Raw genomic sequence first — 24740 nt, 5'->3', positions numbered from 1 at the left:
ACATCTATAAAAGGCTATAGGTGAAAGAAACCTTTCCTGATGCTTTAGTTATCCTCAGGCGTGTATCTTTAACTGATATTGGATCAAACGACTGTATTCTTTTGTGGCCAACAGACGAGCCCTCCGCAATCTTTACCCATTGGTTATTTACCTTTGCTTCCAGAATGTATTCCCTGATGTGCTCCCCATTACTGATGTCTTCTTCAATAATAATCGTTTTAATCGTCATCTCTTTACCAAGCGAGAGTGATTGCAGCTCTTGTTTGGAACTTACTTTCGCCAGCGGTTTTGAATAGCGGGATTTTACGGCCTCACCAAATTCTTTGAGGCGTGCGAAGTCTTCCTGCGGAACCAGTCCGCTGGTATCTACAACAATACCTATCAGCATATTTGAATTGCGCCCAACTGTCATGTCATAATTTCTAAGCAAATCTTCCAGAGATCGCATCTTTTGTCCTTCCTTCCAGAACCAGCCACCCTGCCACCCTCTGCGCAGCGGGAAGTCAGCCTCTCCCGGACACCAGATTGGCCCGTTTGGATTACCACTCATATCGTCCACTTTTATGGTACCCGTTGCCGATGTAGTACTATCGGCCCGGCTCCAGTTGGGATAAGGCGCAACTCCTTCTTCGTTACCTATCCAGCGAATCAGGTTATTGGCCTGTACTGGCCCCTGGAAAACGATCGCGTCGGACTGTAGTTTTTTCAGCAGCGGCACAATATCAGGTCCGCCCTGCGAACGGGGCATCACCCCTCCGTCAAACCAGATCTCAAACAACTTTCCGTAGTTGGTCCACAATTCCGTCAACTGAGTTTCCACCATCTTATTATATGCGGCCTGAGTGTAAGGCGAGCTGGCAACAACCTTTCCCGGATTGTCCACATAGTAGTAGCCATTGGCGGCAGCACTGGCATAGATACCCGGCTTAACACCGTATTTCTTACAGGATGCAATAAAATCTTTCACGACATCCCCGTTTCCATTTTTCCAGGGTGAGCTTTTCACGCTGTAATCATGGGCTTTTGTAGGCCATAAGCTAAATCCGGAACAGTGTTTGGCCACCAAAACAGCATATGTAGCGCCCGACGCTTTTGCAGCAAGCACCCATTGGTCGGTATTCAATTTTGATGGGTTAAAAACAGACGCAGGGGGGTGAGTCCCCCACTTGCGCCAGTTGTATTCGGGAACGTAATTGATCACATCCAGATGAAATATAGCCCCTATCTCGGCATCCGCCCATTCAAGTTGTTGCTTATTTGGCCTAACCTCCTGTGCCAGTAAATCATCACTAAACATTACCGATAGCAGCACTGTAAGAAATAATGTGCTTCCTGTTTTTCTAAAAAGTTGTTTAACTAACATAAAATCTGGAATTATCATCAGTTTTTAATTAACCTGTCTTCAACAATCAAGGCACTGTGCGCAGGTAAATCCATAACGTATTCTTTTTCAAAAACACCCAATACCTTGCCTGTCCATTTGTCTTTCAGCTGGTGGCGACCTTTACTCAATGCTATTCTGCGTTTCACAGGTGCATTCTCAGCATTGAAAACGACATATTCATTGTGATCTTTGAGTGCAATGAACCCGACTTCAAATTTCTCATTTTCAAATCTTGCAGCTACTCCTGTTGGAGGTATCAGTTTCTTCAATATGTCTAATCGTGCAGGTTTTATCTTTGTCAAGTCGTCACCACTCAACAACATCCCTCCTGAAGCATACACTGTTGCAGCATGATACAGGAATTCATTTTCAGTCAACCTTGATTTGTTTTGAGCTGAAACGGCATTACCACCCTGATCCATCACTTCATCCGCACCGGCATCTGTCAACAAGATACAGTCCGGATCGTTCCACCACAGTCTTCCGTTCTGCCATCCCCGCAATAGATTTTCACGGCCGATATCTCTGAATGAGTCCCATTTTCTCCAGGTATCCATAGAACTTCTGGAACCATGAATTAAACCCAGGGAGGCCCAGATCGGGTGGTTACAACCTAAGATAAATGCATCGCCTGAGCCTTTGAGTATGGCTTGCATACCACGACGGTATGCTTCTATCCTGGTTGCTTTTTTATCGTAGTGTACACCACCATGGATCGCTCCCCAGTAATTGGCATCCAGTTTAAAATAGGTAACTCCCCACTGCTCACGCATGGTTTTAAACAAATTTGTATAGTATGCCTGTACTTCAGGATGTGTTCCGTCAAGCACATACCATGGCCCCAAACGCCAGCCTCCAAAGCCAATTTTATCAGATCGCAAAGGTGCGCCCTTTTCATCCTTCACAAACCAGTCCTTGTGGTTTTTAAATAGTTCTGATTGTGGGCTCGCCACAAATGGAGCAACCCAAATGGCGGGCTCCAGACCTTTGGCTTTGATGTCTTTTAGTACTTGCCCTACATCACCACCAAATGCCTTTCCTTTCTCCAGCCAGTCGCCCATCCATGGCTGATATCCGTCATCGATTTGGATGTACTTAAGTTCAGGAAGGTTAGCTGCAATCCAGTTGGTATTGTCTGCCACATTTTTCGCAGTTACCTGTGGACCAAAGCAATACCACGAGCACCATCCCATTGGTACAGGATCATGTTTCAGACGGGGGTGATGTTTGGCGATTGCATTGGTTAAACGATCATATAGCTTTTCCCTGTCATTTCCGCTGGTTGCTATAAACTCTTCCAGGTTCCAGCTTTCGCCGGGCTGCAAACTCAGGTTTTCACAATCCATAGAAATGCGCAAACGTTTGGCATCAAAAGAGAACCTCGAGATAAATTTCTCACAGGAGGTAGTCCCCAACAATACGCGTTGTGAATTTTGCAGTTCGAGGGTGAGCATGCCGTAAGCGGTACGCATGCTTTCGGGCTCAGGTATCTTATAGTGGCTCCTGTCTGAATAGGTTCCCCAGTCTTCAGGCTTCGCAAGTGTACCTCCTATTTGGCCAAGTTTCTGAAAACTTTCACCGTAAATCGGAGTTGTACCGGGCAACTGGTGCTGGAAATCAAATACTATAACTTCACGGATCATTACCGGAGACGAAGAGGTGTTTTTCACCGACAACTGACATAAATCGCCCTTCCATTTACGCTGTATGGAAATAGCCGTTTTGGAGGCTTCTGAACCGTCCGCCAGAATCACTTTCGCAGGTGCATTTTTCAGCACGCTCAGAAATCCGCTTTCCTTGTTTTGCGAGCAACTTATAAACGGCTGCATCACAACCAGCGTCAACAGGAGGATTAAAATTTTCTTTCTCTTTAGCATATTATTAGATCTTATAAATTCAAATGTATGGATACTTTTTACTCAATTAATAACCAGGTATTGCCATTTGCTGGAATGGTAACTTCTACAAAAGCATCTCCGTTTTTGTCCACTGCAATAGGTTTTGCGGCTCTGCCTTCTATACTGATGGCAGCTTTATCTTTTATCCCGGCATAATAAAGCGGAAGTTTTATTTTCGTGGTGATGGAGGTATCTAAAGGGTTAAACAGCAAAGCGTATCCTTTTTCCCTTAATTTGGGATCTACATGCAGTAGTCCGTCCCAGTCCCTCCCCGTAGGACGTTTAAGGTGTATCACATCGGCGTTTAAAATATCCCTGTATTTTTTATAATGGTTGATTTCTGTAGTGACCATGTCACGTGTCGTATCAGTATCATACAACCTGTTGCCGCGATAACAAGCTTGTATACCCGAACCATAGTTTTGTACCATATGTGCCCTGTAAGTATCCAGATGTTCGGACAATGGTTCTATTGTTGCTGCTGCTCCTCCACCCTGATACTCTACCAGAGGTACAAAAGTCCAGTTCATACTGGGTGTCCGGCCCCAGGTACCATCAAAATTATTCTGTCTGCCCAACACCAATTGCTGCTCCCTCGGCAATGACCAGTTCACTTCCCTGTAACCCACCGACACTTTATTGCTGCCGGAAAGGAAATAAAAATCAGGGATGTTCATGTAAATCCCCTTTTCACGGAACTTCTTATACAGACCTATGCTCTGCTGCCATTGGTTCCATTGTGAATCTCCATAACCTTTATGTCCGGGATGGTCTTTTGATGCACAAAAATCTCCGGGATATGGGCCGTCGTGCTCCAAAATATCAAATCCTGTAGCTTCAAAGAAATAATTCAACTTCTTGAGGTATTCTATCCCCCAGTTACTACCTAAACAAGGCGCATTACCGAAGGTTGTACCTCCTGGCTTACCGGTTTTAATATTGATCACGTCGTTCTCAGGATTGATGCTCCGGCTCGAAAAAAGCGAATAGCCACCAATTTCTATGCCCTGGCTGTGGGCATAATCAGCGAGCTCCTTAAATTTTTTCAAATTCTCCGGCGAGGTGTTTTCCATATTTAAACCGCTGCCAAAACTAAGAATCACCATTTCATATCCTGTTTCCTTACATTGGTCTATGGCTTTTCTAACGGTCTCCGGATTTGTTGAGGTCAGGTGCAAAAAGATAGGGTTTTCCGTAGACCAGGGCGCCAGGGTGCGATACATTTTGCGCTGACTAAGGCCGTTACGCTCTCTGTCTTTGCCATCCAGCGACAAATTATAGGTGCGAAAGGTGTTTAGGGTTTGGTTTTGACCAAGTTCCTGCTGCGGACCAGCTGTAGGCATACTTTTTACTACGCAGGGCGTCCTCAAACTATAATCGGCCTGCGAAGTGTAGGTTTTATCTGTTTGCCAGAAAATAGACTGCTCAGAACTTTCATAGGTAAAGCCACCAAAAGCATATTCGTTTTCCAGATAAAAGTTGGGCTTAATCCATTCGTCTTTGCCGACAGGTGAATTTATAGGTTCGATAAAAGAGATGATTTCACTCTCAAAATGATTTACAGTGACTTTCTCTTTTCCTTTATTGGTGATTTCAAGCCACTTGGAAATCAGAGGAAGCCCATCGTATAATTGGTAATGAACACTTACCATGACGTCCTTTAATTTTTCATGACTATAATGAAAGATCAGTTCTTTACCGGAAGCCTGCCATTGTGTGCCGGACCTCCACCGCTTTGATGGTGAAGATAGTTCAGGCTTTAACTCCATAGTCTCAAATGAAGTAAGGGTAAAAGCATTAGGCAAAGGGTACATGTTTTTGAGCCATCGACTCAGTAAATAAGCTTTATTGATTTGCCCTCCCAGACCGCCGACTGGATAAGTGACACTATCTATGGTTACGTTCGCTTCCGGCTCTATTGCCCTGAGGTATTCTTCACCGGTAACCAGGTTTTTGATACTGGTAGTAGCCAGATTTGCGGCAAGATGAAAAGTACGGCTCACCAATCCGTTACTGAGCACGATCTCATCATTACCCTGACGTTGTATCTTTGCTTTTTCAACAGGCTTGCTGATCAGCCAGTCTGTTTTAGAAATTTCAGAAACATATACCGGCAGCCTGAGTAAAGCTGCAGCCAAAGGCTTACTGATCACATTACTATTATTCTTGCTATTATAATTTTCGTCAACAAGCTGCGGCATAAAATCACTTTTCACAAAAACACTTGCGTTTGCCCAATTGGCCACATCACCACTGATACCATCGCCCGCATCACTTACGGTAAAGTTTAAAATATCGATACCGGAAACGTCAACATCAACATGCCTGGCTGCATCGCCCTGTTTCATCACTCCGCTGGTCCATATTTTTTTTCCATCCCCTGTAAGCGTAAAAACCACGCTACCCGGTGCAATGTTCTGGGGCGAAGTACCGATACCCACCAGCATTCTCCTATTGCCATTTTTATCTGTCTGATAAAAAGTCTTAGAGCCGTCTGTAGCTGCAATTGATTCCATATCAGTGGCAGCAATATCTCTGTTGTCTTTATCATCTACCCCAACATCAGCCACAAATTTCAACCCTTTTTTGCCCAGGTAAATAAAGCCTGCAAAAGGAGCGTGTGTACTGATGCCTCTGTTGTATTTTTTCCCTGCTATCTTCATGGTCTTACCTGACATAGAGGAGTTCAGCGAAGGCGAGAATACCTGCTGTTTAAGCATCGCGGTATTCATCTTTGCAATCGGAAATTCCTGGGCTTTCAGGTCGACAAAACAACCTGCCAGCAGCATGAGCAGGATTATTTTATGTTTTGTTCTGTTCATTATATATTTCATTTGTGTGTGTATCTGTGTGTTAAAATAAGGGTGTTCTGTCGAACACCCTTAAATATTATTATTGCAAAGGGTCAAAAGTACCCCCAGGCCAACCTTTTGTTTGTTCCAGATTTGGATTCACCTGCAAATGCGACTGCGGTATAGCGAAAAAATAGTACTCGTCTTTATAGGCGATCACATTCGTCAGATCTATCGGCTTTTCCGTTTCTTTAAAATACGTAAAATAGCTCGTATTCAGGTTTATGTTACCCGTGGCGTAAGCCGTAAAGAATGCAGAAGGTGTGCCGCTGACTAAGGTAACATCGTAGCCCATACGTTTTTTCCCGTTCAGTAATGGCCCATATAACCTGCGTCGTCTTAAATCCTGTTCTCTTTTTCCCTCAAAAGCCAGTTCCAGAAAACGTTCGTTTAAGATGGCATTACGCATTTCTCCTGGAGTCATTGAAGCTTTTAAACCATAGAGATTATTAGTCCCCGGTTCTATGCCCGCACGTTTTCTGATTGCCGTGAGCATATCATAAGCGATCTGAGTGTTACCAGTTTCATTTGCTGTTTCCGCGTAGTTCAGCATTACCTCGGCCAACCTGATCTCAATCCAGTCTGTACCACTTCTTTCGGCATCAAAAGGCTTATAGCCTTCAAAAATTGCCTTTTTAGAGTAAAAGCTGGTACCTGAACCGCCCTGGGATTCTGCCCCTTTGAAGGTCCACTGGATTCTGCCCGTTTTACCGGAAAGTGCCCAGGCATCGCCGTTATGTACCACTGTAGTTGCAAATCTTGGGTCCCTGTTCAGCCAATAGGTATTGGCGTCGTATCCTGACGCAGGATCTGTGATTGGCAAGCCATTTTTCATCGGAAATGCCCTTACGAGTTCTAATGTTGGCTGATCGCCCCCGGTAAAGTTCTGTGATTCTTCAAGCGGCCTTACCGAAGCGTCTCTGGTCTGTGTACGGCCCGGGTTATTATAGCGCGTAACCAGGATGGCCTCTTTATTTGAGCTTCCTTCAACGAACCAGAGATTTGAAAAACTAGGCATCAGGGTAAATCCTTGTTGAGTAAGCAAGTCCATCGCAGCTTTATTTGCCTGAAAAGCTGTTTCCCATCTTGACTGCATCTGCGTTGGTGTAAACTGCTCTGATGCATAATGCAACAGTACTCTACCTTTAAAAGAGAGCGCAGCAGCTTTTGTAATTCTACCCTCGTTATCAGCATTCCATGACGGTGGCAATAGCACGGCGGCCTCATCCAGATCTTTAATAATCTGAGCTATGCATTCAGATGTCTTATTTCTTTTCACATTAAGATCTTCTTCAAGTGCCTGCGGAACCAGTAATATTGGGACACCTCCGTAACGGCTAACCAATTGAAAATATAACCATGCTCTTAAGAACAATGCCTGCCCCTTTAATCGATCCTTATCTGCCTGCGGATAATTCGTACCAGGGACTTCTTGCAATAGCAAATTAACACTGCGGATGGTAGCGTAGGGCCAGTAATTCACCGAGTTAATGGTCAGCTGACCGTACATGGCAAAGCCACCTCCTGCTTCATCTGAATTATGGTCTGTAGGACTAGGCCAGCCAGAGAGTGTATTTAAATATATATTATTTAAAAACTGGGTGCTCAGATCGACATTGTTCCAGACTAAATCTTCCGGTACAGCAGACAAATCTTTTTTATCTAATACTTTCTTACAACCCTGCAGGCCCAATAGAACCACTAAAAATCCTACTACAACAATCTGCATGGACTTTTTATATATAAATATTCTGTTCATAACTACTGAATAAAAAGATTATAATGTAACATTTATACCAAACGTAACGTTGCGGTTGAGCGGATACGCAAGGAACTGTGACTCCGGGTCGTAATACTTGGTTTCGTTTTTAAACAAGAAAAGATTACTCCCGTTTAAGAACAACCTGATGTCTTTAAAGCCTGCTTTGCTAACTACACCCGCAGGTAGTCCGTACCCTATATTCACGTTTTTCAAACGGATGAAAGAGGCGTTATCAAGCCAAAAAGTTGAAGCTGAGTTTCCCGGCCATAACGGATACACTGCATTGGGATTTTCAGGTGTCCAGTGATCACGCCAAAACTCGGCACTTCCTGCCTCAGGACTTCCATATTGTGCGTTATTCAGCTGTTGTCTTAATTTATAATGATTACCCGCTCCCTGTACCAGCACATCAATACTAAAGGTTTTCCATCTTGTGCCCAGATTTAAGCCATAAATTGCCGGAGGTGTTGAATATTTACCAATAAACTCCTGGTCATTTCCGTCGATGTTTCCGTCGGGTGTATCACCGGTAGCGCTTCTGATATCCTTATAGGTGTGCATACCCAAGCGGTATTTCTGACCGTTAAATAATCCTGCAGCATCTATATCGGCTTGTGTACGAATCATTCCGGTAACAATATATCCCATAATCCCCCCGGTAGGACGTCCTATCTGATTTTGATAATCTCTGGTATTTATAGCCTGGTTAATTCTTATCTGCTTATTTACAGCGTAGCTATAGTTTACTGAAGCTGAAAAACTCAGGTTATCATTCACTGCCTTCCGGTATCCTACTGTAAATTCATAGCCATTGGATTCCATCGCACCAAAGTTTATCAAGGGATAGCTGGCACCCCATGTAGTTGGTACACTGGCTCCGATATTCCCTAAAATATCTTTTCTTTTATTCATGAAACGCGCGGCAGATAAAGTCAGACTATTATCGAAAAGCGTAGCATCAAAACCGAAATCAATTGAGCGTTTTTTTGCCCAGGTGATTTCCTCATTTGGATAAGTACCCAAACTCAATCCATTAGATACTCCGCCAAACAAAGCTCCCGATGCTTTTCTGTAACTTTGGGACCATTGCAGTACGCCTCCATCGGGCTCTGCACCGGTAAATCCAATAGATGCTCTGAATTTCAGGTCATTTACAAATTTTACATTGTTCTTAAAGAATGATTCATCACTGATGCGCCATCCCAAAGAAACGGAGGGAAAGAAAGCAAAACGGTTATTAGGTATAAAATACCTTGATCCTTCATACCGCATGCCTGCTTCCAGTAAATACTTGCCTGCATAATTGTATCCAAGGCGCGCAAAAGTAGCCAGCCTGCCATCGTCAAACTCACTACCACCTAATCCGTATTGGGTAGGATCACTGCTCGCCAGACTTAGCTGATCCAGCTCAGGGGATAATATAAACTGGTTTGAAGCATTGAAACTATCGTTGTTCGTTTCGCTTTGTTCGTATACTGCAGTTGCTGAAATATTGTGCTGACCAAAAGACTTGTTGTAGTCGATGTAAAAGTTCAACTGGTAAAAGTTAGAGGAGTTGTAGGCTTCCCTCAGGATATTTCCATCATTCCTTGTTTCGGTTTTAGTAAAGTCAATCTGGTCGCCCACCAGGTGATTCTTAGAGCCTAATTTATTAAAAATATAAAGCTTGTAGGGCTGATTTAGTGACTTTCTGAAATCATGTCTCGTATAATTTGCAAATGATGCACGTAAACTTAACCCATCAACCAGAGATGATAAGTTGTATTTTGCTTCAATCAAGGCCTGGTAATTACTCCACTTCTTCCTGTTGTACCCCGTATGTCCGTTGATCACCTCTCCCGGATGCCATTTCATCAAGTTTCCAACTGGGTAATCTACGCCAGCCACATTGATATAATCTGGTGCCATTCTTCCCCGCGAAAGAAGCCCCTGATATAAGTTAGGCATGTCGTCGTTATCAGAATCGTATTCCCAATAAGGCTTTTGATCATTCCTGATGTCTGTAGTCAGGTTTAGAGAAACACTCAAATCTTTGGTCACATTAGCTTCCAGCTTTGCTCTGAGGTTATACTTTTGATAGTCTACATTATCGAAAGAACCGGTTCCTTTATAATAAGAGCCTCCCACAAAATACCCAATCCTGTCAGTACCGCCGCTTACGTTTAAACTAGTGCGATATTCTGTTGGTCTTTTGTAATACTGGTCTACCAAATTGATGTCATTATGTTTCCAATAGTCCAGTTCATCGTCAGCATAATACCTTGAATCGGTCAGATATCCGTTAGGATCTAAATTAGTATACCTAATGTAATCATTGCTATATACCGCTTCATCGTAGGCACTTAAAGTTTTAGGCTGAATGGTAGCCTCATCGATGCTGTAACTTGAAATTAGGTTAATTCTTGGTGGTCCGGCAATACCTCGTTTTGACTTAACCACAACGACCCCATTGGCACCACGCACACCATATGCGGCCGCAGACGCCCCGTCCTTCAGAACGGAAATATTTTCAACTTCTGAAGGATCCAGACCATCAAATGCGAATTGGTCTGAAATTACTCCATCTATTACAAAAAGTGGTGGTTGCGATCCTCCGAATCCATCATAAGCTCTTACCCTAATGGTAGAGGATTTACCTGGCTTTCCGCCACTTTGTGTAACCATCAGTCCTGGCATTCGGCCTGCCAGACTCTGCGATAACGTCGCTGTAGGTATTTCTACTACTTGTTTAGCATCTATAGAGCTTACGTTCTGAATCAGATTACGTTTAGTATTACTACCATAGCCTACTACAACTACCTGTTCAAGGTCAGAATTAGATTCCAGTTGTATAATTAATGATGACTGCTCCGTGGCAGACTTTAGTGTGAAATTCTCTATGACTTTTGTTTTGTACCCTACATAACTTACGGTAATTAAATAGGGTACCTGGGCATCCAGGCCCGACAATGAAAACTTCCCGGCATTATCGGTTGTAGTTGTTTTTTTAGTTCCTCCGGTTTTCGGAGCAATAACTACCGTAGCTCCCGTCATGGGCTCCCCTTTTTCATCTTTGATAATACCCAGAATCTCTGAGTTTTGTGCCATAGAAGTGCTCCAAACACAGATAAACATCACGCAGAGTAACGTGCATTGTGTAATTTTTTTTAGCATTGCTGTTTAGTTTAATTTTTTTTCACAAAGGCCTCACCTACGAAAGTTAATTCCGTTGATAAATAAGATGGTCAGTTCCTATTTTTTAATGAGATATCCGTTGTGTGATCTGGTTGTTTTAAGTTTGTGTAATCCGGTAATTTCTGCCAATATAGTATCGAGTGGTTTCTGCAAGCTGAGTGTTCCGGTGAAAAACTTGTTTTTAACGTCTTCATCTTTAAAACTAATACTCAAGTGATAATGAGCCCCGAGCTTTCCGAATACTTCTTTAAGCGAATTCTGAGCAAAAGTCATAGACTTTATTTTTATCCCTTTATTTGAGTTATCTAACGCAGGATTCAACTTTTCAATTTTCAGCACATCTCCCGGTTTAAGGATATTGCTGAACACCGGAATTTGCAGCTCTGATTCAACGTTCGTCACCCATACTTTACCCGTATGCAACTCTACTTTTACAAAATGGCTTGTTTTCATTGCCGTAATGGTAAATGAAGTCCCAAGTGCCGTAGTTGAAACACCACCTGCGTAAACCACAAATGGATGTTTTTTATCTTTAGCTACCTGGAAATAGGCTTTTCCACTCAGATATATTTCCCGTTTTGTTTTAACAAAGGGGTGTTCATAACGAATTTCGGCGCCTGGATATACCTTGACTTCAGAACCATCGGGCAACACTACCATTTCTGAATTTTTAGCGTAATTAACCGTTGATTTCCAATCGATTACCTTTTTGTCTTTGTCTTGTTTCTTTTCATTCAGTGCTAGTTTAGGTTTCTGACTATGCGTGGTGAAGGTGTAATAACCTAAACCTATCGCCATGAAAATAACCGCTGCCGCTGCAATATTTCTAAACCATAATTTAAACTGAAATCTTGCAAAAGTTTTTGATCTTATCACTTTAAAAAGTTGATCAGTCTTTTCACGTGATAAATCTGCATCTACCAAATTATCCCATTCATTTTTCGGCAGCAAATGATCTGGCAGATCATCCGTCTGGTTCAAATAAATGAAAACAGCATCTTGCTCGTCCTGAGTACACTGGCCTTTAAAATACTTATCCAGCAACTTATCAGTTATATTCATACTCCTAATACGATTGAATTTGAAGAATACCCTTAATCAACTGAAAATATTTTTAAGTTAGATTGCAAATTATGGTTACGATGACCGCAGCACCCGCATAACCACCCAATTGTTTTAAAGCCAGCGAGATGTGTTTTTCTACTGTCCGCGGAGAAATGGACAGCAATTCAGCAATTTCACTATAGGTGTAGCCTTCTATTCTGCTTAAAATAAATACTTGTCTGCGTGTAGGAGGCAGCTGATTTAAGATCGTCTGTAGTTGCTGGTTTGTTTCGTAAGCATGTGGCGAAGGAGGTTGGTCGGCAGACCGGTCGAGATAAAACGATGCCAGCTTTCGTTGTTCAGCAGCAACCTTTTTAAAATGGTCAAGCAAAGTCGTCTTCGCTATTCTAAACAACTGGGTATCCAGGTTAATTCCTGAGTTGAGGGTATGTTTGGAACACCACAATTTAATAAAAGCGAGTTGTGTGAGCTCATCTGCGAGCTCTGTTGAGGCAGTTTTTTTTATAAAATAAGCATAAACCTTTTTATGACTTAAGTTAAATACTATTTCAAAAGCAATTTCATCTCCCTCGATTATACTTTGAATGTAGCTGTCCATTTAAACGCCAAAATTTTTATTTTTGTTTGTGAAAGCTATAATTTTTCCTCGTCAATAAAGAATTAAGTTATAGATAACCATTAAATGTAAATATTTAGGAGTTCAAAACAATGAACTATATTACTGTTTTGATGGACGATTTCATTCCGCCAACCCTGTGCTTACTATTTATATAACTGCTGTATCTTTTCTGGTGTTACTGAATTCGTTGGGTTAAAATGATCGCTACTCATATATTTTTCAAGACTATAACGTAACTGACGCGCCTCAGGCCGTTTTTCCTGATCCGTCAGGAGATCTATGGCTGAAACAAGAAGCTTACCTTTACCGACATTACATTCGAATACCAGGCCTAGCGGACGGGCAGTTACCCAGTCATCGATCACCCTTACGATTGGCTTGAGATCCTTCGCTATGGTATTGAGTTTGATTGCGCTTGAATGGCTCATCGCATCCCACCATTGCCAGTTGCTATGGTACTGGGTAGGGAAATCAGCCAGCGCCGGGTGTTTCGGATTGCACAAAATTCCCATGGTAGTTGGAGGCTGGCTGTTTGTCCAGGCTGTATTCCAAAATATAGTGGAAAATCCAATTTTTATGTTGCCACCCATCTCAGCCTTAACAGAGCCTTTTTTTAGCGTCAGCAGTACTTTCCCACCTTGATTTAGTTTCTCAATAGCTTTTGCATCTAATGTTTGAGTTAGCAATACTTCATCAGGCGTTACTGGCACTACACTTGGATAAACGAATATATCCCATTTATTTGTTTGGGTTCCTATCGTTGCTTTTAAAATAATACGTTGTGCTTTTTTTATTGAAGCCAATCCTTGTCTGATTACGCCTAGCTTTATTCCGTTTCCTAAAGGTATATTTTCATTTGTAAAAGCCCCCTTAAATAGTTGTTCTCCATTTTCGGTTTCAATGGCCCAACTGATCGGTGTCTTTACTATAGCAGTATTACTAAAGTTGGCAATCTCCAAAGGCACAACCAATTCTTCATTATTGTTGTAAACCATTTTCGGCAGCCTTGCCAAAAGCACTACAGGGGAACAAAACTGACTATATTCGACAGCAGTGATGTATGGTTTCGATTCCCAAAAAGCATCTAAAACACCTACTAGCGCCGTGCCCTGACCAGGAAAATCGCTTAGTCCCAGTAGCTGAAATCCGGCAAAACCAGGAGTACGCATTGCAGCTTCGATATCAGCCTTATAACAAAGCGACTGTAATTTTCCGGTAGCCATAAAAAAGCTATCGGCCAGCATCGACAAGCCATTTTCGTCAAGCTTATCTCTAAATATTTCGAAATTCTTTGCTTTTAATACGCCATCATATTTTTTAATCTCTTTGAAATCAGGATATACGCACCATTGGCCAATCTCATGGCTAACTGTAGGTTGTTTCCAGTTCGAGATAATCTTTGTAAAATCATAATCTGATTTTGGGGCTTCCTTATTGATAATACTTGCCAGGCCCTGCCCCCAGCCCTGGATTCTTGGTTCTGGCATATTGTTGAAATCACTCGCATTATTTTGCGGCCAGCCCGCTGCAGTAGTATACATCCTTCTCGAATCTTTTGCTTTCCAGTAATTGACAAAATCAACCAGATACTTAACAAGGCCTTTTCCTCCTGGTTCATTTCCGTAGGTCATCATTACAAAGGATGGATGGTTGCCATAGGCTTTTACCATTTTCTCACTTTCTTCATAAATATACTTGTCTAAAGGTAAGCCATCACCAATTACGGCTCCCTTGCTGCCATTTGCCCATGCAGAACATTCAGCCTGTAAAAATATACCGAGACGATCGGCAGCAGTAAAGGCTGCTTCGGGCGGGCACCAGGAGTGAAACCTGACATGGTTCAATCCATAAGCTTTTACAGTTTTAAAGATTTTTGTCCAGCTGGCTACATCCGTAGGGGGGTAGCCTGTTTTAGGAAAAGAGGCACAATCTAAGGCCCCACGCAAAAAGGTTAGCTTATCGTTTACCATGAACTGCGTGCCCTTGGCACTAAACTCACGCATTCCAAAAGATATATTTTTCAGATCTGACCCTCCTTGCTTTTGTTGCTTCAGCTCCACCTGCATTTCATATAAGTTGGGATGAAATTCATTCCATAACAGCGGGTTGTTTCCCATAGGGTAGAGCAGCTCTACAGTTGTTTCCTTCTCAGAAACTACAATGTTCCGGGTCAAAGGTTTCAGCTTTGCTACACCGGGATTACTAGTGATAGCTGCTAAAGCTAATGATATCTCGTTCGCTGCACCCGTAGTATTGTTAACTTGAACCTTAACGAGTACCTGCTTATTTTTAACGTCGGGATATAGTTGTACATCGGAAATGAAAACTTTTGATCTGGCCTTAAAACTCAGTTCTCCGATGATTCCATTCCAGTTGGTTTGTGTATGGTCGGAAACGCTATGCGCATTGCCCCCAACGTTAAAGCTTTTTATTCTATTGTCAATCCTAATGGTTAACCGGTGTACCCCGGGTCTTAGCTTGCTCCCAATATCAAATAAATGTGATGTACCCAGGCTGTTTTCCATTCCAATTTCCACATCATCTATCCATACTGTTGTTTCCCAATGACTTCTTTCAATGAAAAGCTGTAGATGTTTATTTTTCCATGAAGCCGGAATATTAATTGTTTTTTGGTACCATGCCGCGCCACTATAATACTTTGTAGGTTGCAGCCAGAAGGGGATTTTAATGTTTCCAGGCTGCCTGTATTTTTCATATTCGGCTGCCTGGAACCAGGATTTATTTACAATGTCACCGGTCCATGGTGTATTCACAGAAATTTCGTCACCTTTTCCGTTAGTTGTCATTGAGCCGGGGAGCTTGATTTTATCTTTTAACTGATTATTATACCATTTATCAGTCACTCCTTTATCAAGTGAGTCAATTTGAAAATTCCATGTGCCGGCAAGATTAATCTGCTGACTACTTTTTGTTTGCGCTATGCCCGTGGCGACAAAAATAAACGCCGTTAAAAGCAAGATATTTAGCTTTAAAATTGGATTACTCATTTTATTGTATGGCTGACACCAATAAAATGAGATCTTCTCAGTCAGATTGGTGTATGTTTAGTTATTAACTAAAGATCAGACTTACAATCAGAACTGCAAATGGACATTATACTATAAAAGATGGATTATTTTATTTACTTCGCCAGTAAATCTACTACCTTTCCATCTACTTTGTTATCAGCAAAATCTGTACCTGTCACGCGCTCAAAAAGCACACGCTTTTTATTCCAGTGAAATGCCGGGTACTCCGTGTTTGTTTTGATGGTATTGCCTTTGAACAGCAGGCCGTCTACAGATTTCGCATATAGTATAGGCTGATCAAAGGTCTCAAACTGGTTGTTCTGAATCTTTATACCCGAATGGAAGTATTTCTTTTGTCCTTTTAGGTCCGGAATTTCGGGATAGATGGAGATTACGGCATTGGTAAACTGGTACTGACTGGTCAGCGCATTCACAAATTTATTGTCGCGGATGGTGATGTCCCTGCATGATCCCGTTTCATACCAGCCATTGCTATCGCCACACAACAATATGGCACAGCCTGAAGTATGGTCAAACAGGTTATTGGCTACAAGCGTTGGTTTCGGCGTGCTGAACAGTGCTCCCCTTGCCCTGTTGTTGCGGATGGTATTACCCGTGAAAACAACTGAAGGCGTCCATGTCAGGTTTTCAATGCCGATGTCTGTTTTCGAAGGGTCAACCGCCGGATCCAGCGCCTTAGTAAATTCAATTTTGAATTCCTTTATCGGATCTCCGGCTTTAGACAATATAGGTGTAATGGATGCGATGGTGTTTTTACCTTCCCACAGCTCCATGGTTTTCGACTGTATAAACTGCACACTGTCTTTTGAATAGCCCCAATCAAACCCATAAGACTGTCCGTGCATATACTTGCCGATCACCGTATGGTCATCCAGTTTCTTTGTCATTTTAAGATAGGTACCGTGAATATTGATGGCATCATCCATCATCCCTTCGTACAGGCCATTTTTGGAGATGATCTCACCTTTGCATCCTGAAAAATGCGTTGCATCAGCCTGCGTGGTGAAATAACGCGGATCGTCTTTTCCCCGCAGACAAATACCAAAACCATCCATATAGATGTTTTCTGTAAGTTGGGCCAGCAATCCCATTCCTTCTGCATAATGCACCTTCACATTTTCCAGGCGGATGTTCTTGCCTTTATGGATAAAAATACCAGGGGCAGGTCTTTGCCAGCTCCTCATGGCGATCACTGTTCCGGGAATCAGTTTTTTATTCTTCCAGTGATGCGCCTTGATCCTGCCTGCTGAAAGTTCGCTTACACCCTTGGTGCCTACCCTGATATCTCCGCTATTAAAAATGATGTGCTTGGTGGCATTTTCAAAGGCAATACCCGAGGTCGGCTGCATCTCCCAGCCTTCGCCCGTGTTGTAAAGGGTGCTGTCTTTGATCTTGTATTTCACCCATGGTGCGGTTTCAAATACAATACTGCCGGCAATGGTATCATTGGTAATCACCTTTACCTGTGTGATCTGCGGCTTTTCAAAGTCTATACTCAGGTCTTTTATGGTGACATTCCGGCTTTCAATCAGTGCCAAAGGCAGCATGCGTCCGTGAAACATAAGGTCAGTGCCTTTGCCCTTAAGGGTGATGTTGTCAAATTTCTCTATTTCTATACCCACAGTTTTTGGGTTATCCTGATCGTGATTGGAGATGTAGTATTCTCTCTTAACCGCACCTTCGGGATAAAAATCATACCGCCCCTTTTCAAATTGAATGACCACGCCCTCATAACCGGAGGTTTTACTTTTGATCTTTTGCAGCGCTGAACTGAGCAGCGGTGTGATGTTTTCTCCGGTATTTGGTTTTATACCATAAGAAGTCAACTTGTAAATCTTCACTATTTTCACACTGCTCTGTGCGAATAGTGAGCAATTTAGGGCGGTGGTCAGCAAAACCAATAAGGCAATTTTTTTCAAAATGTTTAGTTTATTTGTGTGTTTAGCTATTTGTATGTTAGGGCACTATATATCAACCCATGGCATTCAGCATCCTAAATTACGTTTTTATAAATTGTTTTTTTAGCGTTACTTAAACAACCCCTTCAATTCTGCTTCTGTCAACACTACTTGCGGCTCAAATTGCTTCTCCGAAGCATATTTCATCAGGCTGTAACGCAATTGTCTGGCCGTAGTCCTCTGTTCCAGCTTCGTATGGATATCCATTGAACAAACGATCAGCTTTCCTTTGCCAACTTTCGCTTCTATAACTGTCCCCATTTTCCTGTTCTTAAAGAAATTGTCTATCACCCTCACCAATGGGTTTATTTCTTTGGGAATACTGTCCAGCATCAAAGATCGTGAGCGCGTCACCAAATCCCACCACTGCCAGTTCGTATAGTTTTCCGTAGGGAAATTGGCAAAAGCAGGGCTCTTGTCATTGATGAGCAGTCCCATGCTGCCTGGCTGACTTGGGAAATGTACCGGACTCCAAAATACCGGGGCAAACCGACCTGCTACGCCTTTGATAGCCGATGTATCAGGATTCAGCAGTACCGTCTCCCCTTTCTGTAACTTGTCAATCGCTTCATTCACAGAAGTTGTAAAAGACACATTCTGGATATCAGATGGCTGCTTTGCAGGATATACCCAAATGGTCCATTGATTTTTATACGTTGTGTTTTTTATGCTGACACTCACCGTTAAAGCCTGAGCTATAGTTATACCAGACAGATCGTAGTCTATTTGGCCAACTACATTTTCATTCCCTACCGGAATTTCTTTGGTATGCCATTCACCTGTTGCGATGGTCTTCTTCATAGCGTCCTTTACTTCCCAAACGATGGTTGAAGGCTGGATTGCTTTGTTCAGGAAGTTTGCAATTTCAGCTGTTCCTGTAAATTTCTCGTCGTTGGTATAGTCCGCTTTTTTAAACCTCAGCAGGGGAACAACCGGTCCGCAAAAACTGGAGAATTCTTTAGCGCTGATGATTCCTTTACTGTCCCAGAATGCGTCAAGCAAACCAACAAGAGCGGTACTCTGTCCCGGGAAATCATGAAGATCGAGCAACTGGAAACCACTAAAGCCGGGAGTTTTTAATGCCCGTTCAATTTCCTCTTTATACAGATTGGCAGAAAGCTTACCACTCGCCAGAAGATAAGCTTTGGCCAGAGGTAAAAGTCCTTTTTTAGACAGGTCATTTCTTACTGCCATAAAATTTAAAGGAGTCAAAACACCCGTATACTTTTTGATTTCATCCATATTGGGATACACAGAATACTGCCCTATTTCATGGGTAACGATAGGCACTGGCATACTGTCAATTGATTTGGTATAATCTGTATTAAACGCCGGGGCTTTATCATTAAAAATACCCTGCCCACGCACCCAGCCTTTTACCGTCCACTGTGTGATATAGAAATCATCCTGCGGTTGCGGCCAGCTTTTCTGACCAAACGAAAACGAGGTAGTAGCATACAGCCTTCTTTTGTCTCCGGATTTTAGCTTTTTTACAAGCTCATTTAACCATGCGAAGTTCCCTTCCAGCTCATTGCCCATACTGAAAAAGCAGAAAGACGGATGGTTACCATAGTTCTTCAGGATCAGGTCTGCTTCACTGTTTAGAAAATTATGCAATGCTGTATTTTTACCTATAGTAGTCCAAAGTGGTAGTTCTACCTGCAAATACATGCCCAATGAATCTGCAACTGCAAAGGCTGCCTCTGGAGGACACCAGCTATGAAAACGAAGGTGGTTAAGACCGTACTGTTTAGCCGTGGTCATTACTTTGAGCCATCCTGCTTTATCCATTGGCGGGTGACCGGTAAGCGGGAAAATATTACACTCCAGCGTACCTCTTAGAAAAATACGCTTTCCATTTAATTGCAGCTGGCTATTTTGATTGGTGATTTTTCGCATGCCAAACTGCGTTTTATATTCATCAACTACCTTTCCATTTTTAGTTAATCTTGTGGTTGAAGTATACAAAGCAGGATTAAACTCATCCCAAAGTACAGGATTTGCAATTGGGAAATCCAGGGTTGTGGTACTATTAGAAAGCTTAACAGATTTTTGCGCCACTGTCTTCCCTTTAAAAGCGATACTGGTTTGCAGACTATAAGCATTAAGTTCACTTACAGGAACTTTTACATTTATATTGAACACAGCTTTTGAATTGTCGACATCCGGAGTTATACTTACCTGTTCAATGGAAGCCTGACGCGCAATCAGCTGCATCTTTCCGATCACGCCATTCCAGATGATCTGTGTACCGTCAGTGTAAGCGTGCGTGGCGTCGCCAATTTGAAATTGCTGCCTGTTGTCGATACGTAGTGTAATGGTATGTTTACCCGGTGCCAGCTTAGGCAATTGAAATATTTGCGGAGCGCTAAGGCTTACGGCATCCCCAACCTTACGGTCATCTACCCATACTGAAGTTTTCCAGATTACCCTTTCCAGGTAAAGTTCAAGGTCTTTATTTTTGAAACCGGCCGGCACGGTGATTTCTCTTTTGTACGTTGCTGCTCCTATATAACTGTTCTTTCTCCACAGATTACGCATGACTTCTTTAGTCATCCGCTCCGGCGATACTTTTGGAGGGGTGCCTATCCCCGCATCGTCCAGTGTTCCCGGCAGCTGGATGGTTTTATTGAAATTCCGGGCATTGGTATCCAGTGAATAAGTCCATTTACCTGCCAATGAAATACGATCCTGCGCATTAGAACCATTGATAGAAAAAACGCAGAGCGCAACGAAAACAAAGAGAATACGATTCATATGTTTGATGTAAGATGCCAAATTCGTGCGTCAAATTTAGCAAGCATGGTGATTTATTGTTTAGTTAGCTATTAAGCATCTAAATAACCCATAAACCGGTTTTTATACAATGGACATTTTAATGTATCGAATGGACAATAATATGCTCCGTATTTGGTGTTAAAATAAAAATCCCCATACCGGGGATTTTTATTGCCATAAATGACTGAGAGCTAAAGCATATTTAATGTATCAGTGATTGCACCTGATACAAAAATTTAGTTGATTTTAATGTTGTCAGTATAACCAACCGGAAAAACATCTACAGAATTCTTTACGGGCTTGAAAGTTGACCTGACCAAAACAGTCTCGCCTGCTTTCCAATTCGGCAATACAACCTTCAAAGACTCCGGATGTAAAAACATATCGACAGTGCTACCTGTAGCATCGTTATAAGTCAGCTTCGTAGTCACGTTTATTGTGTCCGTGTTTTCAGCAAAATTCATCGTCAGGTTGGTCGCACTAAGGCTGCTTGTCGTAAACCTCCTGTTTCTTAAGGAACTTACGTATAAAGGCCCATAAACTTTTACAGCAGTCAGTGTCTGCCCAACTGACCTGCTGCCTGCGGCATCCACAGTAAATAACGTGAAATCCTGAATATACTCTTCCAGATTTGGAATGATCACTTTAATGGTATCACTGGTGGCCTCATTTTTAGCGGGCACCACAACTGAATCTCGTTTGTTATTATAATAAACAACATATTTAGAGACGCTTCTGTCTGAACTTGGGGTCCAGCGTAATTGTACCCTCTTATTACCCGGATTGGCAAGAAAGTTGGATACGCGACCTGTATAGGTAACTTCTTTGCCTTTGAGATAATTATCATAATTGTACCCCTCTTTATTGCAACTTGCAATGATGATCAGGAGTAAAAAACCTGCAATTAATTTCAATTTCATTATATATATTTTTAATTATAGTTGTTGTAATAAAATCCTTTCAGGTTATCGAATTCTTGGATCTCCAAATAACTTAATTTCCACCAATGCGGCGTAAGCTACCTTGCCCCATGTTTCCTCTACAGACATGCGTATATATTTTACCGGTACAGCACTGATCGGAAAGTTAAAATCTACACCCGCTTCCATAAACTGCCTGTCGGCGGCAGTTACAGTACCCGGACTAGGAATATTACCAGAAGGTGGATCAGGATATTTGTAGTTGCCCAGATTTACCCAATCGCCCACTACAGTACCTTCAGGCACGCCCACGGGAAATACTACGTCTGCCGGGAGTTCCTTATCAGACCCCCATACAGAGAACAACTTGGCATTGCCTTGTCCCCAGGACCAGTCTGATCTTGAGCGCTCATGAAGCGTAAACCTGCTCAGCTTTGCTTTTATACCCAATCCAAATGTACAATTGTAAGGATAAGCGGCAGCTGCACCTGTGAGTACGTCTGTATGCCACATATCCTCACCAAGCACATTGTTAAAAATGCTGTTTACGCTGTATGGTCCCGGGTAGACCGCTTTATCAGAAGGAAGGGTGTAAGCAAAAAACTTGGTCCTGTCGAGCGCTGTTTCATATAAAGGTTTAATGGTAGAATATAACGTATCAGAGCGGTTTCCGAACTCATCCGTAACGTAGGCAGCTACACGCTTAGGCAAGGTATCAAGTCCTCTGCTGCTAAAATTAATTTGCTGCAGGTTATTAAAACTTTGTTGCCTGATCACATATTTCCCATAAGCAGGATCATCGTACAGCAATATCACACCTATCTTCTTTTTAAGATCATTGGTGGCTCGGACATTAATTCCCGCAAAATCTGCATTCAGCAACAGCTGTTCTCTTACGAGTTTGTATACCGGCTTTTCAGGGCGAACCTTTACAATTACCGGATCTGAAGCTACACCAGCCCTGCTGTAAACTTCCATCTTTACTTCATACTCTTTTGCTTCGGCAAATCCTTCGACAAAGGTGGTGTCGGTATAGTAACTTGATTTGGTTTGACGTTTTGCTCCTGTCTTATCGTTTATCGTATAATCCGACAATACATACAGGATGTTGGATGATTTTGGAAGCTGATAGGTAATGATAGCAGCACCGTTTATATTTTTGACCTGTACATTGGTTATAGGGCCTGGCTTGGTCATATCGTTTGACACAACACCTAGTTCATCAACTTTTGTACAGGACGCAAAAGTCAGTGAAACAAGGCTTAAAAGCAGGAAAAGGATATTTTTTTTCATGTTGAAAGATTTTTATACAGTTACCACAAAGGGTTTTGAACATTCTTTTTATTATTCAGCAAAACAGCGTCGGATAGTGGCCACAGGTAATCCCTGGTTGTAAACGCTGGAATAAATTGTGTCACAGGCTGATAAAATGTTGCTGCCGTGGTTTGCTGAACGCTCCAGCCACGCATTGGCTTAGACATCGCTTCCGGCATTTCTTTCCAGCGACGCAAATCCCATCCTGCCTGTGCTTCGAAACAAAGTTCCGACCGGCGCTCTCTGTGAATGATTTTCCTTACACCTTCTTTACTCGCTATGTTGCCGGGTGCATTAGAAAAATTAGTCCAGGATTCCACCACACCTTTTAAGCCTGCTCTGGTACGTACTTTATCTACGTACTCAAATACTGTTGAATTTGGTCCGCTTGCCTCATTCAAACATTCGGCATACAAAAGATATAAACCCGACAATCGCATCCTTGGCAAACGGAAAGGCTCAGCACTGAAAGCAGAACCATTGAAAACTGAAAGGTAACTCACCAATTTTTTAGGCCAGATTGCAGTCACGTTAGTTGTCCATTTGTCCAGCGGCCCCGCCAAACTGCCCAGTCCTTTAGCCTGTACACTCAGCATGGCCGCCTGATTTAAAACGCCATTCCCAAACCAGTATCCCCCATCGAAACCAATACTGGCATAATAGCGCGGTTCACGGTTGAAGTTAGCTTTTATAGTACTATAGCCCGACCTGATGTAATTTTTGTGAAGACCATCTCCATTCTGTATAGAAAATCTACCGTTATAATCCCATGTTTTATCTTCTTCTATCGGAACACCATTAGCAGTATAAAATAATTCAGTTGTAGCTATTGGAACGGCAAACGAACCAGCAGCCTGGTACAAAATCTTCGCATTATCTGCGTACATCCTTGGTATGGATAGATTTTGATAACCAAAAGTAGGATTCAAAGCCCAGATCAGTTCGGGGTTTATGTCCCATTTTTCTGTTACCGCATTCTGTATGGTTAGCAAGCGGGTTAATGAATCTTTTAGATTTGCTACCGCAGCATTTGGGATAAAACTATACAATTTCTTTCCTAACAAATTGGCCTCATCTATGGCAACTTTGCAGGCGGTGGCTGCATTCTCCCATTTTTTAGATTCATAAGTTGGGTTGAAAAGTGCAGTTCCGTCTTTGTCCCGGAAACCGTTATAGTCTGGATTACCATTAAATAATGGGCTCGCCGCTGTAGCCAATATTTCTGCTTTTACAGATAATGCAATTAACTTGGTGATACGACCCAACTCATCTGTTGGATTTAAAATTTGCTGAGGCAAATCCTGAATAGATTCATCCATCAACTGAACCGCATAGTTGAAAACTGAATCGACCGGCTCCCTCCTGATCTGCATTTCTGCGGAACTGGCATCAATCGGAAAATTAGTTTTATACAAAGGAATAGGCCCATACATTCTGGCTAGAAAATAAGTGTAATAAGCTTTTAAAAATTTTACTTCTGCTATCCACCTGGACTTTTCGTTTGCAGTGAGATCAATAGGTTTGTCAATATTTTCAAGCATTATGTTGCATTTCCGGATGGCCTCAAAGAGGTTAATACCTCCGTTTGTTCCCTGCCAGTAATTGAGGAGTGGCGACGAGACATTTTGTGAATTTCCACGGATGATATTGAAATTGACATTGAATGCTTCCAGATCTGAGGGGTAAACGATCTCAGAAGACATGACAAAACCAGGGTCATTGACTACATTGGACATGCTCTGCAGTGCATTGTAGCAACCAAATAAATAGTTTTCCGCTTCGTTCCTGTTTCTGAAGGCGTAGTCCAGCGTACCCACATTGGGAGGAGTCACGTCCAGATATTTCTTACAGGACATTAATCCAGTAAGAAATAAACAGCTGAGAACTAAATACGTTACCAAGACGTAAGATTTCTTTTGCATATATATGATATTAAACTTCTGTTAAAAAATTCTGTTTATAGATA

At 42.3% G+C, this 24740-nt stretch carries 13 protein-coding genes; all 13 read right to left on the bottom strand.

Annotated features, from left to right (window positions below; all coding sequences use genetic code 11):
- Positions 1-4 precede the first annotated feature (4 nt).
- The 13 genes from R2Q78_RS16615 to R2Q78_RS16555 all read right to left on the bottom strand — a co-directional run bounded on the left by R2Q78_RS16615 (position 5) and on the right by R2Q78_RS16555 (position 24630).
- Complete coding sequence (locus R2Q78_RS16615) at positions 5-1363, bottom strand: alpha-L-fucosidase (protein ID WP_316793664.1); 1359 nt, start codon at positions 1361-1363, stop codon at positions 5-7.
- A 17-nt stretch (positions 1364-1380) separates the two neighbouring features.
- Positions 1381-3261, bottom strand: a complete 1881-nt coding sequence (locus tag R2Q78_RS16610) for an alpha-galactosidase (RefSeq protein WP_316793663.1) — start codon at positions 3259-3261, stop codon at positions 1381-1383.
- A 38-nt stretch (positions 3262-3299) separates the two neighbouring features.
- Entirely contained in the window at positions 3300-6104 is a 2805-nt protein-coding gene (locus R2Q78_RS16605) for an NPCBM/NEW2 domain-containing protein (RefSeq protein ID WP_316793662.1), read from the bottom strand.
- 70 nt (positions 6105-6174) lie between these two features.
- Positions 6175-7893 carry a RagB/SusD family nutrient uptake outer membrane protein gene (locus R2Q78_RS16600; protein ID WP_316793661.1) on the bottom strand — a complete coding sequence of 573 codons (1719 nt, stop codon included), beginning with the start codon at positions 7891-7893 and terminating at the stop codon, positions 6175-6177.
- 18 nt (positions 7894-7911) lie between these two features.
- Positions 7912-10983, bottom strand: a complete 3072-nt coding sequence (locus tag R2Q78_RS16595; RefSeq protein WP_316793660.1) for a SusC/RagA family TonB-linked outer membrane protein — start codon at positions 10981-10983, stop codon at positions 7912-7914.
- Positions 10984-11127: 144 nt separating this feature from the next.
- Entirely contained in the window at positions 11128-12132 is a 1005-nt protein-coding gene (locus R2Q78_RS16590; RefSeq protein WP_316793659.1) for a FecR family protein, read from the bottom strand.
- 52 nt (positions 12133-12184) lie between these two features.
- Positions 12185-12733 carry an RNA polymerase sigma factor gene (locus tag R2Q78_RS16585; RefSeq protein ID WP_316793658.1) on the bottom strand — a complete coding sequence of 183 codons (549 nt, stop codon included), beginning with the start codon at positions 12731-12733 and terminating at the stop codon, positions 12185-12187.
- Positions 12734-12897: 164 nt separating this feature from the next.
- Positions 12898-15762: a sugar-binding domain-containing protein gene (locus R2Q78_RS16580; RefSeq protein ID WP_316793657.1), complete on the bottom strand. Its 2865-nt coding sequence runs from the start codon at positions 15760-15762 to the stop codon at positions 12898-12900.
- Between the two features lie 134 nt (positions 15763-15896).
- On the bottom strand, positions 15897-17723 hold the full coding sequence (locus R2Q78_RS16575; protein ID WP_316793656.1) for a hypothetical protein: 1827 nt from the start codon (positions 17721-17723) through the stop codon (positions 15897-15899).
- Between the two features lie 108 nt (positions 17724-17831).
- Entirely contained in the window at positions 17832-20519 is a 2688-nt protein-coding gene (locus R2Q78_RS16570; protein WP_316793655.1) for a glycoside hydrolase family 2, read from the bottom strand.
- A gap of 257 nt (positions 20520-20776) precedes the next feature.
- The gene (locus R2Q78_RS16565) at positions 20777-21460 is read right to left on the bottom strand and encodes a DUF4998 domain-containing protein (protein WP_316793654.1); all 684 of its coding nucleotides are present in this window, start codon (positions 21458-21460) and stop codon (positions 20777-20779) included.
- 45 nt (positions 21461-21505) lie between these two features.
- Positions 21506-22753: a DUF4959 domain-containing protein gene (locus R2Q78_RS16560; RefSeq protein WP_316793653.1), complete on the bottom strand. Its 1248-nt coding sequence runs from the start codon at positions 22751-22753 to the stop codon at positions 21506-21508.
- A 20-nt stretch (positions 22754-22773) separates the two neighbouring features.
- Positions 22774-24630 (bottom strand): RagB/SusD family nutrient uptake outer membrane protein, encoded by a 1857-nt coding sequence (locus R2Q78_RS16555; protein ID WP_316793652.1) that lies wholly within the window; start codon positions 24628-24630, stop codon positions 22774-22776.
- Positions 24631-24740 lie beyond the last annotated feature (110 nt).

The sequence above is a fragment of the Pedobacter frigoris genome, assembly GCF_032678645.1.
Lineage (GTDB): Bacteria > Bacteroidota > Bacteroidia > Sphingobacteriales > Sphingobacteriaceae > Pedobacter > Pedobacter frigoris_A.
The sequence above is the reverse complement of the archived record's forward strand: the minus strand, read 5'-3'. Positions and strand labels throughout refer to the sequence as shown.

Bases quoted from the DNA above. Each gene is read 5' to 3' on its own strand.
- R2Q78_RS16585 (WP_316793658.1), bottom strand. From the start codon at position 12,733: ATGGACAGCTACATTCAAAGTATAATCGAGGGAGATGAAATTGCTTTT.
- R2Q78_RS16610 (WP_316793663.1), bottom strand. From the start codon at position 3,261: ATGCTAAAGAGAAAGAAAATTTTAATCCTCCTGTTGACGCTGGTTGTG.
- R2Q78_RS16595 (WP_316793660.1), bottom strand. From the start codon at position 10,983: ATGGCACAAAACTCAGAGATTCTGGGTATTATCAAAGATGAAAAAGGG.
- R2Q78_RS16590 (WP_316793659.1), bottom strand. From the start codon at position 12,132: ATGAATATAACTGATAAGTTGCTGGATAAGTATTTTAAAGGCCAGTGT.
- R2Q78_RS16560 (WP_316793653.1), bottom strand. From the start codon at position 22,753: ATGAAAAAAAATATCCTTTTCCTGCTTTTAAGCCTTGTTTCACTGACT.
- R2Q78_RS16580 (WP_316793657.1), bottom strand. From the start codon at position 15,762: ATGAGTAATCCAATTTTAAAGCTAAATATCTTGCTTTTAACGGCGTTT.
- R2Q78_RS16570 (WP_316793655.1), bottom strand. From the start codon at position 20,519: ATGAATCGTATTCTCTTTGTTTTCGTTGCGCTCTGCGTTTTTTCTATC.
- R2Q78_RS16600 (WP_316793661.1), bottom strand. From the start codon at position 7,893: ATGAACAGAATATTTATATATAAAAAGTCCATGCAGATTGTTGTAGTA.
- R2Q78_RS16555 (WP_316793652.1), bottom strand. From the start codon at position 24,630: ATGTCCTGTAAGAAATATCTGGACGTGACTCCTCCCAATGTGGGTACG.
- R2Q78_RS16615 (WP_316793664.1), bottom strand. From the start codon at position 1,363: ATGTTAGTTAAACAACTTTTTAGAAAAACAGGAAGCACATTATTTCTT.
- R2Q78_RS16605 (WP_316793662.1), bottom strand. From the start codon at position 6,104: ATGAACAGAACAAAACATAAAATAATCCTGCTCATGCTGCTGGCAGGT.
- R2Q78_RS16565 (WP_316793654.1), bottom strand. From the start codon at position 21,460: ATGAAATTGAAATTAATTGCAGGTTTTTTACTCCTGATCATCATTGCA.